Origin of the sequence: Halothiobacillus diazotrophicus, from assembly GCF_001663815.1 — a bacterium.
Taxonomy (GTDB): Bacteria; Pseudomonadota; Gammaproteobacteria; order Halothiobacillales; family Halothiobacillaceae; genus Halothiobacillus; species Halothiobacillus diazotrophicus.
The window spans coordinates 1,780,037-1,794,706 of sequence record NZ_CP016027.1 but is presented as its reverse complement, the minus strand read 5'-3'; the positions used below and the strand labels follow the sequence as shown (position 1 = coordinate 1,794,706).

The following is a 14,670-nucleotide window of genomic DNA, read 5'->3' as shown; positions in this document are numbered from 1 at the left end:
GTGCTGCCAGGACCGGCAGCCTCTTCAACGGCGCCGGCCAGATAAACGATTTCACCGCCACCCTGCCCCACGCCATCAACGGCTGCCTGGCCGGTGCGGCTGGCAGCAGCGCGAGCAACAGCCGAAGCTCCGGTCCAGGTATTTGATGCGAACAAGGTCAACCCTGCGACCGGCCAGAAAGGAGTGTGGGTAAATAAGTTTGCAGACTCGACATTCTTCCCGCCGTCATGGTCCCAGGCGCGCATCGAGTATGAGGTGAGTGAGGCGTTTAAGCAGGCTCAAGCAGGCGGACTGGCCGGGCAACGGTTTATTGCAACCTCACCGTCCGGGATTCGTTTGCAGTTTTCTTGGGATTCAAAGAACCAGCGTACGACGTTCTATCCGTTAGGAGAATGATTATGGGTCACCCAACTGCTGTTTTGCGTTGCACGCCAAGAATTGAAGTGAATGGGGTCAGCATCGACTTGAACCTCCATGTTGTCGATTTGAAGGCACGGATTCTCCAGCGATTCGAGTTCATGTGCGAGGCTATTGATAACGACATCCAGAACCCCGAAGGTTCAGGTGCGAGCTTCCTTCGAGGAATTCGCCAAATTGAAACCGGCGAAACCCGGTACATTCCCGCCGACGGCAATGCCTGGATTGCGCATATCACGCCGGAGGTGGTCTGGTTCGAAGGTTTGTACAGCCAGGGCGAAGGGGGTGCGGTGACATTCCGGCAGTACAAACTGGCGGTGGAGACCTATGTGCGGTTTCTGAGTGATCCCGAGAGCAAGCCGATCGAAGTGCCCTTTCCGGACGATCCGACTCCGGCCATTCCAGAGATCAGTTGATGGAGCTGGGATCACACGCTGTCGGAGAAGCAATCCGGTCTCAGCCGCAAGCAGCTGGATGCGTATTATGCCCAGGTAGATGAATGGGCAAGACAGGCGACCGCCGACTGTAGCTACGCGGGCTGTGACCAGAAAGTGGCGGCCTGGGCGGAATACACCAAGCTGACCTCAAGCGGCATGCAAGACATGACCGCAATGAATCTCAAAGCGTTACAAGTTCTGGTGGAGCCGACGAGCCGTGATGTCTTTACCCATCAGATCGCCATGCCCATTATCAACGCTATACTCGACGGGACACCTGTCGGCATAGAGCGCAAGGCCGCCGCCACGGCGATGGCCAAGGGCGAAGAGACACTCAAGCAGGTCGATAAGGGTGCGACGGTTGTTGGGAAGGGAATACCCGGAATAGATAAACCGTTTAGGGCCGCTAATTCCGCCTACCCTCCAAGTGCCTCGTTAGTCGATCAAATGAACAGCATGAAGCTCTGTGCTGGAACTGATTGTTCGGAGATTGCAGAAAAATTGTTTAATGCGGCTGGTGGGAATGGAAAAATTTTGAGAGTGACTGGTAAAGGCGGCGGTGATATTAATCTTCTTGAGCATGGTCGCGTAGATGGACCATTCAAATATCACGAAGTATTTACCGATGGTCGCTATGTCTATGATCCGCGCTTGAGTGGCTCTCCTGTGCCAAAAGGAGATTGGGAGCAAATGATCAGAGGGTTAAACCCGGGGGCGAAAATAAAATGACGGGGCGCGAAGTTATTGACGTTCTTGAGCGTTTTTTTGTTCTTGAATGGTTTAGAGTCGCAGTGTCGAAATCGACCCGAGATTATAACTACCCACCTGTCATGGCTTGGCGATATGCTGTGCATTCGATGAAGCGTGAAGATATAACGGAAGCCGAAGAAAAGGTTGCAACTGCGGTGAGGGCCTTTCAGGGTAAAGTAGATTGGGTTGTGTGGTTCAGTGGAAAGAATTGGGTTTTGCTGCCTGCGCGAGTTAAGGAGTTAGAAGATTCTGGTTTATATTTGAGTGATTCTGAGATCGTGGCTTATTTGGGGGAAATGGATCCTGAATTTGGTGTGCGTGCAAATAATGATTTGCCTATGTTGGCAAAATTTATGTCGGAATATTTGATGAAAAATTATGATCAATAGGGTCGGAGTCATTGATCCTAGCTGCGCCAGTTGGCCACGGCGTTGGTGCGGCGGTGTAATAATTGGGGGCAGAGCGAAATTACCTAGCATGATGGGCGGCATCGCCGCCGCCCCGATGGGCCAGAACGCCCCAGGGCGTGGCGGTAGCCAGCGGCTTACCTATGGCTTGTTTATTGATAGAGGCAAGGAGTGCAGATGAGATCTATCCCAATGATGGGGAAACTTCTTGAACATATTGAGCATTCCGGTTTTATGGGCTTGTTTGGATTACGTTGGGAATACTATGTTCGACAGATTGTCGCTCTGGTGTTTAGTGTGTTATTCGTGATGGTGTCCACAACTTGTATCGGGGCAGAAGTGTTGGGAACAACTCACCCGAATCCGACTCCTGCCTGTCTTGAGGCATTAAAACACCATATAACCCGTCTTCAGGCTGGCGACAATGACTTTGGTCCGTTCATCCGGGATCTCGAACCTATTGCCGCCGCAGGTGATCCGGTCGCAAAATTTCTTTTAGGTGCCGTGCTGGCCGAAGCCAACCCCAAAGAGTCAATTAAGTTATTGCGTGAATCGGCTATGGAAGGCTGCATAGGTTCAGCAGGGATACTTGGTGAAATCCTTATGCCTGATATGCCTCTTGAAGCAAGAACTTGGCTAACCATGGCCGCCAATGGTGGTGATGAAATGTCACGAATCTTCCTTGCTGTTCATTATCTAACAGGCGACAGCCAGACGCCCAAAAACATGGCAGAAGCGCTCGCTTGGGCGAGGTTGGCGAAACGTCAGGGATCCCCAAATTTGAGTTTTCTAGCCGAACAACTCATTTCACGGATTCAACCTATGCTCAGTCGTGAAGAAGGGGCTCAGGCGGACATGATTTTTACTAAGCTTCTTGCAAGCCACCCCAAGCGACCAGATTATCTTTGCGGCCAATCTACTCCTTAGACCTATTGCTCTCAAAGTCTACTGGGGATTTTCGCGGTGATATGGCGCCGGGCACAATTTCACTCGGTATAGTCAAGTTCGTCCGAATGATCCAGATGGGTGCGGTGGTGATTGGGTTCAAAAAATTCGTCATGGCGATTCAGCGCTTCGGCTCATTGCCAATGTTCCCGATGAAAAGAAAAAATGTGATCCATATTTGTTGCAATTTTCGAGCACATGTGTGATAAGCCAATTGATCTACAGTATAGGTTGCTACTTTATGAAATTTCCAATGGGCGTTTTCCTCAAGAGATCCATGCTAATGGCTGTTCTGTTGTTTTTCGTGAATCCAGTCCTTGCTGAGCCCGCGGGGTGGCGGGTATTTTCCGACCCATCTTCGCTCATGCAGGAAATCTCTACCGAGAAAAAATCAGGGCGTAGTCATTTCGTTGTTTTTTTTAAAGCCGATTGGGCAATTAACTCACTGCTTTTAGAGAAGAAAATATCTGATATTGATGCAAAGAAATTCCAGGGTTACTCTTTTTTTGTGTTTGATATGAGTCAACACCGAAAGGATCAGCTGCGCCTGCAGCATTCTTATGGAGTAAACAGTATTCCGGCTGTGGTGGTGTTGAATAATGATCTAAAGGTTGTACAAGGCGGGCGCGCGTGTGGGGATGTGTGGGGGAGTGCTGAGCAATTTTCTGAGTGGTTGAAACATTATTCCGACAGTACGGTTAAGGATGGTTGCGAAACAGAGGGGCCCACTCATTTTTCTTCAGTGGTGGGTGTTGAGGCATCGCAAGATTCAGACGCGCTATTGATTAGGTTCGATATCCCTAATGGGTTGTATGTTCCCTACGACAGTATTTCATTGAAGCTGGGTGCGATAAACATTGAAAAGATCAGTGTGAGTGGGACATGTGCCTTGATGGTCCATGGCGACCCTTACTTTGGTGATGCTCGGTTTTGCAAGGGGATTGCCGAAATTCGTTTTGATATGAAAGATTTGCGCCATGCAGGCTGCAAGGGGAAAAGCAATATAATCTTGCGTTATCAAAAATACCTTTATTCGAATCGGGTGCTTTTCCCTGGTTCTGTGGTGAATATACCGGTTAATTGTGGGTGAGCGCGATCAATCGGGTCGACGATGAATAATTGGGGTCAGAGCGAAATTACCTAGCATGATGGGCGGCATCGCCGCCGCCCTGACGGGCCAGAACGCCCAGGGCGTGGCGATCGCCAGCGGCACGGCGGCGAATGCGGCGCAGAACAACTTTCTGTTCCATACCCAAATTGCTGAATTGGGCGCAGAGCTGGAAAGTTGTAAAACACAGGCCTGCAAGCAAGAAACCCTGGCGAAATATCGCACCCTGTCGGAAAAGCAATCCGGTCTCAGCCGTAAGCAGCGAATCTGCCAGTTATCTGTCCTCAGACAAAGCCGTTCAATTAGACCCGCCCCGTTTCCACCGGCCACATCGACCAGCGCACCCCGCTGCCGGCGTAGTCGGTGGCGAGGCTGGCGAGCAGCCGGCGGGCGGTTTCCTCGTTTGTGGTCAGGGATAGCCGGATCAGCGGCAAGGTGCCGGCCACCTGTTCGGCGATGGTCATGGGGCGGCTGGCGTCGTTGTGGCCGTTGACGTGGGTGACCAGCAGCGGCGCTTCGGGCTGGTGCTCCGTCAGCCAGTCGGTGAGGTCGGCTTCGAGCTCGCGCGGTGAGATCAGGTCGAGTCGGACGGCGTTCGGGGTCATGCGGCGGGCTCCGTGGCGGTGGGCAGGGGATCGGGGCTGCGTTCACGCCCGAAGCGGCGGAACATGATGGGCAACAGGATCAGGGTCAGCAGGGTGGAGGAAACCAGCCCGCCGATGACCACGATCGCCAGCGGTTTCTGGATTTCCGAGCCGGGACCGGTGGCGAACAGCAGGGGCACGAGTCCCAGTGCGGCGATGCTCGCGGTCATCAGTACCGGCCGTAACCGGCGAATGGCGCCTTGTCGCACGACCTCGACCATGGGCATGCCCCGGGCTGCCAGCTGGTTGAAGTAGGTCACCATCACGAGTCCGTTGAGCACCGCGATCCCCAGCAGGGCGATGAAGCCCACCGAGGCCGGCACGGAGAGGTATTCGTGGCTCAGGTAGAGGGCGAACACCCCGCCGATCAGGGCGAAGGGAATGTTGGCGAATACCAGCAGCGCCTGACGCAGCGAATTGAACGTGGTGAACAGCAGCACGAAGATCAGGGCGAGCGCCATCGGCACGACGACGGCCAGGCGCGCGGCGGTGCGTTGCTGGTTCTGGAACTGGCCCGCCCATTCGATGCGATAGCCGACTGGCAGCTTGACCTTGGCCGCAACCTGCGCCTTGGCGTCGTCCACGAAGTCGGTGAGGGCCCGGCCGCGGACGTCGGAGCGTACTACGGCATAGCGCGAACCCATTTCCCGATTGACGAAGACCGGGCCGGTGGTGCGTTCCACCGTGGCGAGGTTGCCGAGCGGTTGAATGCTGCCGTTGGGCAGGGCGATGGGCAGTTCGGCCAGTTTCTGCGGGGCGTTGGTGAGGGCATCGGCCCGAATGAGGATCGGCGTGCGTGCCGCGCCTTCCTGGACGATACCCGCCAGTTGGCCGTCGATCTGCGCCCGCAGGATGTTTTCGAGTTGATCGACGGAGAGGCCGCTGCGGGCGACGGCATTCTGGTTCACGTTGATCTTCAGGTAGAGCAGGCCCTCGTTTTCGGTGGTGGCCACGCCTTCGGCGCCTGGGACTTTCTTGACCACCGCCTTGATCTCGTTGCTCAGGCGGTTGAGGGTGCTGAGATCGTCGCCAAAGACCTTGATGGCGACGTCGCCGCGCGTGCCGGAGAGCATGTCGGAGACCCGCATTTCGATGGGCTGGGTGAAATTGTGGTTGAAGCCGGGCACGGTGGTCAGGACATGGCGGATCTTCGCCATCAGCGCCGCCTTGTTCGGCACGGTCCATTCGGACTTGGGCTTCATGATGATGAAGGTGTCCGTATCGTTCAGACCCATGGGGTCGAGGCCCAGTTCGTCGGAACCGGAGCGGCCGAGAATCTGCTTGATCTCGGGTACGTGGGTCATCAGGGCCTTCTGGATCGCCGTATTGAGCTTAATCGTGCCGTTCAGGGTCGTGGAGGGTAGGTTCTCGACCTGCATGACGATGGTGCCCTCGTTGAGCTGCGGCATGAAGGTCTTGCCGATTTGCGTATAGAAGCCGCCTGCGACGACCAGCAGGGCCAGGGCGCCGAGCACGATCGGCAACGGGCGGCGCAGGGCGAAATCGAGCACGGGAACATACAGGTGCCGCAACTGGCGCATCAGCCAGGGTTCGTGATCGCCCACCTTGCCGAGGATCAGGGAGGCGATGACCGGAATCAGGGTCAGAGACAGGATCAGCGAGGCCCCGAGGGCGAAGATGATCGTCAGCGCGACCGGCGAGAACAGCTTGCCGCCCAGGCCCTGCAGGGACAGCAGCGGCAGGAACACCAGCATGATGATCACGATGCCGGACAACACGGGCACGGACACTTCGCTGACCGCCCGGTAGATCAGATGCAGGCGGGGCCGGTTGGGATGCTTGTGGGCGTGCGCGAGGTGCTCGACCGTGTTCTCCACGACGACCACGGCGGCGTCGACCAGCATCCCGATGGCGATGGCCAGGCCGCCGAGGCTCATCAGGTTCGCGCTCATGCCGAACTGTTTCATCAGGATGAAGGTGACGAGCGCGGCCATGGGCAGGGTGATGGCGACGGTGACCGCTGCCCGGATGTTGCCCAGGAACAGCACGAGGAGGATCAGCACCAGCACCACCGCCTCGACGAGGGCCTTGCTCACGGTGTGTACGGCGTCGGAAACGAGATCGGCCCGGTTATAGAATACGTTGATCTTGAGATCAGGGGGCAGGTTGTGCTTGATTTCGGCCAGTCGTTGTTCGACGCCGTCGACGACCATGCGGGCATTGGCGCCGCGCAGGGCCATGACCACCCCTTCGACCGATTCGCCCTTGCCGTTGCGCGTCACTGCGCCCAACCGGGTGATGGCACCGATTTTCACCTGGGCGACGTCGCGTAGCCGGATCGGCTGGTTGCCCTGCATGGCGATGACCATGTCGGCCAGATCCTTGATGGTCTTGATCTGGCCTTCCGAACGGACGAGCCAGGCCTCGTCGCCGACGTCCAGTCGACCGGCACCGTCGTTGCGGTTGTTTTCCTGAATGACGCGCCGGAGGTCTTCGGTGGTGAGGTGGTGCGCGGCCAGGGCCGTCGGGTTGGGAATCACCTCGAAACTGCGTACGAAGCCGCCGAGGGAGTTGACGTCTGCCACGCCCTTCACGCCACGCAGGGCGGGGCGGATCACCCAGTCGAGGATGTGGCGCCGCTGCATGAGCGACAGCGAGGGGCTTTCCAGGGAGAACATGAATACTTCGCCCAGGGGCGTGGTGATGGGCGCGATGCCGCCGGTCACCCCCGGCGGGAAGTCGCCGCGGGCGCCGGACAGCACCTCGTTCACCTGCTGGCGTGCCCAGTAGATGTCGGTGCCTTCGGCGAAGTCGATGGTGGTGATCGAAATGCCGTACTTCACCGTCGAGCGCATCATCGTCTGCTTGGGGATCCCCAGCAGGGCATTTTCCAGCGGCGCCGTGATGCGTTGCTCCACGGCCGTGGGCGTCATGCCGGGGGCCTTGAGGATGATCTGGATCTGGATCGGTGCGATGTCGGGGTAGGCGTCGATCGGAATCGTGGAAAACGCCCGCCACCCGAAGGCGCCGACGACCAGCGCGGCGATCAGCACCATCAGGCGTTGGGTGAGGGAAAAGGCGATGAGTCGTTGCAGCATGTTATTGCGCCCCCATGCCTTCGCCGAGCGCCTTAAGACGACTCATGCCCTGGGTCACCACACGGTCCTCCGCCTGGAAGGGTCCGGTCACGAACGCCTGACCATCACCTTCGCCATGGAGCGAGACCGGAATGGGCAGGTATTGATCACCCCGTTGGACGAAGACATGGGTGCTGTCGTCCAGCTCGGTCAGGGCGGTAATCGGCACGGATGCGTATGACTGCGCCGAGGTGATCCAGAGCGTCGCCGTGCCGATCTGGCCGGGTCGAAGCGCCGGGCAGGCGGTTTTGGGCTGGGCGCGCAGGGTGATCATCTGGCTGTGCGGGTCGACGGTCAGGTCGATCAGACGGACGGGGGCCGCTTCCGGACAGCCATCGATCTTCAGCGACGCCTGCGTGCCCGGGGTGGGGGCCAATGCCGGCGGCACGGGCATCAGCCACCATTGCTGATTGGTCGCGGTGATTTCCAGGAGGGGCTGTCCCGTGGTGACCCGGGTTCCGGGGATGACGCTGCGCTGGGTCACCACCCCGCCGATCGGGGCCGTGACGACCAGCTTGGCGGCATCGGATTTGAGGTTCTGTCCCGGATGCGTGACGCCGGCCAGCCGGAGCCGTGCCGTGGCGCCCGCCAGTTCGGCGGCGGCCGTTTCTGCCTCTGCCCGTGTGGCATCCAGGCGTTTTTTCGCGATCAGGCCGTTCTTGTAGAGAGCTTGATCGCGGTTCAGACTCTGCCGGGCGACGGCGGCCTGGGCATTGGCCATTGACCACTGGGCCTGATCCTGAGCGAGTTGCGGACTGATGAGGGTGACGAGCGCTTCGCCAGCCTTGACGCTTTGTCCCAGTTGCGGGAGATCGCCGACCACCTTTCCGGCGATGGGCGCAGAAACTGCCGCACTGGCCATTTCCTGGCTCTGTCCGCTGGACGAAGCGGCGATGTGCACGATGCCCTGGGTCACCGGCAGCGACTTGCCGAAATGCAGCGGCTCGCTCGTGATGTCCATGTTGGGCCGCATGGCTTCGGGAATGGCAATCGGCTGAGGTTGGCCTGACTCGGCCGAAAATCCGACGTTGGGTAACAGGGTCATGCCGGCCAGGAGCGAAAGGCCTGCGAGCGCCAGCATCCGGGAATGGCGCCGTGAAGTCGGCAGGGGGAGCAGGGCGGGGGTGCGGATCGGGCGCGTCGTCATGGCGTCATTCCTTTCGTTTCGGAGCTTGTTGATTTCTGTGGGGTGTTCTTGTCGCCGGGCTTTTCGGTGGTCTGGCTCGTGCCGGGCATCAGGCCGAGGGATTGCTTGAGACTGCTCTGGTCGGCGCGGTAGTCGATGTGGGCCAGGTTTGCCTGCAGGCGTGCGCTGGCGGCTTCCTGTTCGAAGTACATCAGGCGGCTCCAGTCGAGTTCGCCCAGTCGCAATGCCTTTTCCTTGAGTTTCAGCGTCTTTTCGGTGAGTGCCGCCCGTCGATCCAGCTGGGCGATGCGGGTCGGCCATTCGGCCACGCGCTGCTGATAGGCGGTGACGTCACCCTGAATCTGATGTGCCGTACGCATCAGCGCGACCTGCGCCTGCGCCTTTTGCTGCGCCATTTCCGCCAGGGCCGGATTGCGATAGGCCTGACCGCCGATGGGCAGGCTCAGGGTTACCAGCAGGCTGTTGTCCCAGGGCGTGCCGCGATCGCCGCGATCGCGCTTGATGCCGAAGCCGAGTTCCGGTGCGCCGGCACCGGCTGCGCGTTCCGCGTCGATTTTTGCCGTGTCCAGGCCGATTTCGCTGGCCATGCGGCGCAGAATCGGGTGCGTCTGGAACAGGCTTTCCGCCGTGACGGGGGTCGTGGGTATCGGGGTTTTTTCGGGGGCGCCGAGATCCGTCGGCAGAGTCGGGCTACCGCTGATCGACTGCCACCGGCTCTGGGCGTTTTGGAACTGGATGCGCGCCTGGTGCACGGCGTCCTCGGCGGAAAGCAGGCTGCTTTCCACCGTCAGCTTATCGACCTCCGCCGCCTCGCCGAGTTTGACCTGATGCGTCACCACGTCGAGGTTGCGTCGCATGATGGTCGCCTGCTGCTCGGCGGTCTTGAGCGTGGTTTCGGCGCGACGCCAATCCCAGGCCAGTTGACGCAGCGTGCCGAGCAGTTCCAGGCGGGTGGCCGCTTCGCGACTTTTCGCGTTCAGTGCGGCCTGTTCGCTCAGACGCTGCCAGGCACCGGTCTGGTCGAAGCGACGAAGGGGCAGTCGCATGTCCAGCTGCATTTCCCCTTCACCGCGGTTCGTCATCGGACGGTCGTCGCGATAGAGACCATCGATCACCGGCGCGCCGGCCAGCCAGCCGTTGGCCCGTGACCGTTCCGCTCGGACACGGGCCAGATCCGCCTCCGTGACGAGGTTCATGTCCAGACGTCGCTCTGCCCGTGCGAGAATCCCCTGCCAGTCGGATGCCGTTGCGGGCGGCATGGCAGTCTGGGCATTCAGCGGTGCCAGATTTTCTGCCTGAACGGGCACTGCTGCGGCGCCCAGGAGCCCGAGCAGGATCGCGGCAAGTATGGGTTTGTAGGCGCGCAGGCGGGGCAAGGCGGTGGGGGAGGGCATGATTCTCGTCATCGGCGGTTCCTGCGGTTCGTCTTTATGTCGGGCGGATCAAGGCCACCGTCGTGGTGGCGGTTTTGAGCCTGGATGCGTCTGCGCTCGGCCATTCTGACATCGAGAATAGCCGCTGGGTCGTGCCGGGTTATTGCAAGCATGTTTCATTGTGTTACAGGCGTGTCCTGGTGATTGACGCCCGACTTCGGCTTGGTGACACTGCCTGAACGTTCCCCATTGATGGCGACACCCATGACGATGGCCGAGGCCTCAGAACCCACAACCCAGATCGATAGCCCGGTAATCCTGGTCGTGGACGACGATCCCGGGATTCAGACGCTGCTCAGCCGCTATCTGCGCGAGCAGGGCTTCGCGGTGGTGATCGCCGGCGACAGCCGCGCGTTCGATGCCGTGATGGCTTCCGGTCAGTCCATCGACCTGATTGTGCTGGACATCATGCTCCCGGGGGAGGATGGCCTGTCGATCGCCCGCCGTCTCGACCCGATGAATCGGCCGCCCCTGATCATCCTTTCCGCGCGCGGCGAGGACGTGGATCGGATCGTCGGTTTGGAGATCGGCGCAGACGACTATCTGCCCAAACCGTTCAATCCGCGCGAACTGATCGCCCGAATCCGAGCGGTACTCCGTCGGGGCGGACCGGCGATCGATCCATCCGCCAAGTCGCCCCCCCGGGCGGACAACCGGCAGTACGTGGGCGATTTCTCGATCGATGCGCCCATGCATCAGGCCTTTCTGCACGACAAGTTGCTGGATCTGACCCGGGGGGAATGGCAATTGCTGGCATTTTTCCTGGAGCGACCGAATCGGGTGATCAGCCGCGATCAGATCATGGATCATCTCAAGGGCTATGAGCGCTCCGCGTTCGACCGCAGCATCGATGTGCGCGTGACGCGTCTGCGGCGGAAGATCGAGGAAAACCCGACCGACCCCCGCTACCTGGTCACCATCTGGGGCGAAGGGTACCTGTTCGTGCCCGCCGGGCGTATGCCGCGCGTGTCCGATCAGATGGAGGAAGGCTGATGCGCCGGCGACCCGACGGGCAGGGCTGGAGCATGTTTTCCAGCACAGCACTCGCGCTGATCGGTTCCATCAGCGTGATTCTGGTGTTCGCGCTGGCGGCGGTCACCTGGTTCGTCATGGTGCCGATGGCGAAACGGTCGGCAGACGATCTGGCCGCCCTGATCATCCTGTCCGCCCAGACCTGGGTCGAACTGCCGCATAACGTCCAGCCGCTACTGGCGGCCGAACTCAAGTCCCAGCACGGCATCTCCATCGAGGAAATCCCCAAGTTGAATCGCCTGCACAGCGCCCATCTGCCCTATGTGCGCTTCCTGCACGACGCCGTGGTGCAACGATTCCATCAGTGCCCAGCCGGCACGATCGACCCGCAAACCGGGGAGTGCATCTATATCGGCGAATTGCCCCGCGGTGCGGGCTACTGGCTGGAATTGCCCATCGCCGACGACGTGCTCAAGTTCGAGTTTTCCCGCGAGCGCGTGGGCTACAAGATTCCGTTCACGCTCGCCATCATTCTCGTTTCCGGCATCCTGATCACCCTGATCGTGGGGTTGTGGCTGACGCGTCGTCTCACGCGTCCCGTCAGTCAGTTGGCCGAACAGGTCAGTCGGGGATTGCCCGATGCGCCGTTGCCCCTTACGGGGCCGAAGGAAACGCGGGTGCTGATCGATGCAGTGAACCGGCGTACCGCCGAGGTCAAGCAGCTGCTGGAGAGTCGGACCATCCTCCTGGCAGGGATTTCTCATGACCTGCGCACGCCGCTGACGCGCCTGAGCCTCAGTCTGGCGCTGGCCCAGGATAGCCTCGAACCAGAGCTGCACGATCAGATGCAGGACGACATCGGTCGGATGAATCGCCTGATCGCCGAGGTCCTGCTGATCGCCCGGGGTGTCAACCAGGCGTCCACGGAGCGCGTCGACCTGAAGCCCTGGTTGGAAAATCTGGCCGACAGCGCCCGACAGCGGGGTATCCTGCTTCAGCTGATGCTGCCGAGACAGGCGCCCCAGGCCGATATCGCGCCGATGGCCTTGCAGCGAATTCTCGACAATCTGATCGATAACGCGCATCGCTATGGGGCGCCACCCGTGGTACTGCGTCTGGTGGTTCAGACGGACGCACTCGTTTTGTGCGTCGAGGACCAGGGCGAGGGATTGACCGAAGCGGAAATCGAGCAGCTGATGGCGCCGTTCGCGCGCAAGGACGCGGCCCGCGGTGGCGACTCCGGCTATGGTTTGGGGTTGAGCCTGGCGAGTGCGCTGGCCGAATCGCAGCACTGGCGCCTGGTTCTCTATCCGGTCGGGAAGCATCCCGAACCGGCACCGCTGCGCCGTCCCAAGGGTCTGGTTGCCTGCCTGATCCTGCCGCTGGATGTGGTGACGCGGACGGTGCTGTCATCTGGTTGAACCAGGCCGACCTGGCTCGGTGCCGCAGCCTTGACGGGTCGGTGCGCGGCGCTTTTTTGGGGCGCGAAGACGGCCTTGTGCGCCAAATCGGTGCATTTTGAGGGGCATTTTGGATGACCCCATCATTCGATGAACCAAAATGCGGAAATTCTCCGTCATTCGGTTGTCAGGGTAACCGCCTAAAAACAGGGCGGTTTTGGCCGCGCGGCTTGATGCCGCGCCCTGTTGGGTGTTTTTTTCGGCACGATTCGTGCTTTTATTGCGTATTGTGCGATTTGGTTCGATGATGCGCGGCAGGCAGTCTGTACTGCGTCCGCCGTCATCTGTGACTGCCCCGTTTTGATAAAAAAGTCCCTGGAGGAATTCATGTCCGTTAGTCATGCGATGAAAATGATGGAAGAGAATGGAGTCAAGTTCGTTGACTTCCGTTTCACCGATACTCGTGGCAAGCAGCAGCACGTCACCTACCCCGCCAGCCGCGTGGACGAAGACAGTTTCGAGGCCGGCATCATGTTCGACGGTTCTTCCATTTCCGGCTGGAAAGGGATCAACGCCTCCGACATGATCCTGATGCCCGATGCCAGCACGGCACTGATGGACCCCTTCTCCGAAGAACCCACCATGATCCTGGTCTGTGACGTCATCGAGCCGGACACCATGCAGGGCTACACCCGTGACCCGCGTTCCGTCGCCAAGCGCGCCGAAGCCTACATCCAGGCTTCCGGTCTGGCCGACGTCGCCTACTTCGGTCCGGAAAATGAATTCTTCGTCTTCGACGACATCCGTTGGGGCACGGACATGTCCGGCTCGTTCGTCAAGATCGACTCCAAGGAAGCGGCCTGGAATGCCGGCGCCGAGTACGAGGAAGGCAACATGGGTCACCGTCCGACCGTCAAGGGCGGCTACTTCCCGGTTCCTCCCGTCGACTCGCTGCACGACCTGCGTCAGACCATGTGCCTCGTCCTCGAAGACATGGGCATGACCGTTGAAGTCCACCACCACGAAGTCGCGACAGCCGGTCAGTGCGAAATCGGCGTGGCGTTCAACACCCTGGTGAAGAAGGCGGACGAAGTCCAGACCCTGAAGTACGTGATTCACAACGTGGCGCACAGCTACGGCAAGACCGCGACCTTCATGCCGAAGCCGATGTACGGCGACAACGGTTCTGGCATGCACGTGCACCAGTCCATGGGCAAGGATGGCAAGAACCTGTTCTCCGGCGACGGCTACGCCGGTCTGTCCGAAATGGCGATCTACTACATCGGCGGCATCATCAAGCACGCCCGTGCCCTGAACGCGTTCTGCAACGCGTCCACCAACAGCTACAAGCGTCTGGTCCCGCATTTCGAAGCGCCGGTCAAGCTGGCCTACTCCGCCCGTAACCGTTCCGCCTCGATCCGTATTCCCTTCGTGTCCAACCCGAAGGCGCGCCGCATCGAGCTGCGTTTCCCGGATTCCACGGCCAACCCGTACCTGGCGTTCTCCGCCATGCTGATGGCCGGTATCGACGGTATCCAGAACAAGATCCATCCGGGCGAAGCGGCCAGCAAGAACCTCTACGATCTGCCGCCGGAAGAAGAGAAGAACATTCCGGAAGTGGCGTTCTCCCTGGATCAGGCTCTGGACGCTCTGGACGCCGACCGCGAGTTCCTCAAGCGCGGCGACGTGTTCAGCGACGACCTGATCGATGCCTACCTGGAGCTGAAGCGTGGTGAAGTCCAGCGTCTGCGCCAGCTGCCGCACCCGGTCGAATACGAGCTGTACTACAGCATCTAATCGCCACCGCAGGATATGACATCAGAAACCCCCGGCTTGCCGGGGGTTTTGTCTTGTGCGTGACCGCCCGATTGATTCCATGGATTTCTGCCGGAAATTGCATTCTGATTCTGGA

The 14,670-nt window shown here is 59.7% G+C and carries 13 protein-coding genes and 1 pseudogene; 10 read left to right on the top strand and 4 right to left on the bottom strand.

Features of this window, described 5'->3' with window-relative positions; all coding sequences use genetic code 11:
- The first annotated feature begins 93 nt into the window (after positions 1–93).
- The 7 genes and pseudogenes from A9404_RS13720 to A9404_RS13715 all read left to right on the top strand — a co-directional run.
- On the top strand, positions 94–396 hold the full coding sequence (locus A9404_RS13720) for an EndoU domain-containing protein (RefSeq protein ID WP_197490303.1): 303 nt from the start codon (positions 94–96) through the stop codon (positions 394–396).
- Between the two features lie 2 nt (positions 397–398).
- Positions 399–833: a hypothetical protein gene (locus A9404_RS07885; RefSeq protein WP_156521284.1), complete on the top strand. Its 435-nt coding sequence runs from the start codon at positions 399–401 to the stop codon at positions 831–833.
- 177 nt (positions 834–1,010) lie between these two features.
- Positions 1,011–1,583, top strand: a complete 573-nt coding sequence (locus tag A9404_RS07880) for a hypothetical protein (RefSeq protein WP_066099923.1) — start codon at positions 1,011–1,013, stop codon at positions 1,581–1,583.
- Positions 1,580–1,993: a hypothetical protein gene (locus A9404_RS07875; protein WP_066099919.1), complete on the top strand. Its 414-nt coding sequence runs from the start codon at positions 1,580–1,582 to the stop codon at positions 1,991–1,993. The genes A9404_RS07880 and A9404_RS07875 overlap by 4 nt, the downstream gene beginning before the upstream one ends.
- A gap of 195 nt (positions 1,994–2,188) precedes the next feature.
- Entirely contained in the window at positions 2,189–2,938 is a 750-nt protein-coding gene (locus A9404_RS07870; protein WP_156521283.1) for a tetratricopeptide repeat protein, read from the top strand.
- A gap of 259 nt (positions 2,939–3,197) precedes the next feature.
- Positions 3,198–4,046, top strand: coding sequence for a hypothetical protein (locus tag A9404_RS07860; RefSeq protein ID WP_156521282.1), 849 nt, complete (start codon positions 3,198–3,200; stop codon positions 4,044–4,046).
- Between the two features lie 55 nt (positions 4,047–4,101).
- A pseudogene (locus A9404_RS13715) lies at positions 4,102–4,155 on the top strand (hypothetical protein); the annotation flags it as partial.
- Positions 4,156–4,366: 211 nt separating this feature from the next.
- Here A9404_RS13715 and A9404_RS13620 read toward each other — a convergent pair.
- From A9404_RS13620 to A9404_RS07840, 4 genes are read right to left on the bottom strand one after another with little or no spacing between them, the layout of a single operon-like run.
- Entirely contained in the window at positions 4,367–4,669 is a 303-nt protein-coding gene (locus A9404_RS13620) for a DUF3240 family protein (protein WP_066099904.1), read from the bottom strand.
- Complete coding sequence (locus A9404_RS07850) at positions 4,666–7,767, bottom strand: efflux RND transporter permease subunit (RefSeq protein ID WP_066099900.1); 3,102 nt, start codon at positions 7,765–7,767, stop codon at positions 4,666–4,668. The genes A9404_RS13620 and A9404_RS07850 overlap by 4 nt, the downstream gene beginning before the upstream one ends.
- Position 7,768: 1 nt before the next feature.
- The gene (locus A9404_RS07845) at positions 7,769–8,953 is read right to left on the bottom strand and encodes an efflux RND transporter periplasmic adaptor subunit (RefSeq protein WP_066099897.1); all 1,185 of its coding nucleotides are present in this window, start codon (positions 8,951–8,953) and stop codon (positions 7,769–7,771) included.
- Positions 8,950–10,359 (bottom strand): TolC family protein, encoded by a 1,410-nt coding sequence (locus A9404_RS07840; protein WP_066099894.1) that lies wholly within the window; start codon positions 10,357–10,359, stop codon positions 8,950–8,952. The genes A9404_RS07845 and A9404_RS07840 overlap by 4 nt, the downstream gene beginning before the upstream one ends.
- Positions 10,360–10,590: 231 nt before the next feature.
- Here A9404_RS07840 and A9404_RS07835 point away from each other — a divergent pair, with 231 nt between their 5' ends.
- From A9404_RS07835 to glnA, 3 genes are all read left to right on the top strand, one after another.
- A complete protein-coding gene (locus tag A9404_RS07835; RefSeq protein WP_231880881.1) occupies positions 10,591–11,379 on the top strand; it encodes a response regulator in 789 nt (262 codons plus the stop codon).
- Positions 11,379–12,779, top strand: coding sequence for an ATP-binding protein (locus A9404_RS07830; RefSeq protein WP_066099891.1), 1,401 nt, complete (start codon positions 11,379–11,381; stop codon positions 12,777–12,779). The genes A9404_RS07835 and A9404_RS07830 overlap by 1 nt, the downstream gene beginning before the upstream one ends.
- A gap of 366 nt (positions 12,780–13,145) precedes the next feature.
- Positions 13,146–14,555, top strand: coding sequence for a glutamate--ammonia ligase (gene glnA, locus A9404_RS07825; protein ID WP_066099888.1), 1,410 nt, complete (start codon positions 13,146–13,148; stop codon positions 14,553–14,555).
- Positions 14,556–14,670 lie beyond the last annotated feature (115 nt).

Coding starts and splice junctions, on each gene's coding strand:
- A9404_RS07845 (WP_066099897.1), bottom strand. CDS start 8,953: ATGACGACGCGCCCGATCCGCACCCCCGCCCTGCTCCCCCTGCCGACT.
- A9404_RS07835 (WP_231880881.1), top strand. CDS start 10,591: ATGACGATGGCCGAGGCCTCAGAACCCACAACCCAGATCGATAGCCCG.
- glnA (WP_066099888.1), top strand. CDS start 13,146: ATGTCCGTTAGTCATGCGATGAAAATGATGGAAGAGAATGGAGTCAAG.
- A9404_RS07840 (WP_066099894.1), bottom strand. CDS start 10,359: ATGACGAGAATCATGCCCTCCCCCACCGCCTTGCCCCGCCTGCGCGCC.
- A9404_RS07870 (WP_156521283.1), top strand. CDS start 2,189: ATGAGATCTATCCCAATGATGGGGAAACTTCTTGAACATATTGAGCAT.
- A9404_RS13620 (WP_066099904.1), bottom strand. CDS start 4,669: ATGACCCCGAACGCCGTCCGACTCGACCTGATCTCACCGCGCGAGCTC.
- A9404_RS07860 (WP_156521282.1), top strand. CDS start 3,198: ATGAAATTTCCAATGGGCGTTTTCCTCAAGAGATCCATGCTAATGGCT.
- A9404_RS07850 (WP_066099900.1), bottom strand. CDS start 7,767: ATGCTGCAACGACTCATCGCCTTTTCCCTCACCCAACGCCTGATGGTG.
- A9404_RS07875 (WP_066099919.1), top strand. CDS start 1,580: ATGACGGGGCGCGAAGTTATTGACGTTCTTGAGCGTTTTTTTGTTCTT.
- A9404_RS07880 (WP_066099923.1), top strand. CDS start 1,011: ATGCAAGACATGACCGCAATGAATCTCAAAGCGTTACAAGTTCTGGTG.
- A9404_RS07885 (WP_156521284.1), top strand. CDS start 399: ATGGGTCACCCAACTGCTGTTTTGCGTTGCACGCCAAGAATTGAAGTG.
- A9404_RS07830 (WP_066099891.1), top strand. CDS start 11,379: ATGCGCCGGCGACCCGACGGGCAGGGCTGGAGCATGTTTTCCAGCACA.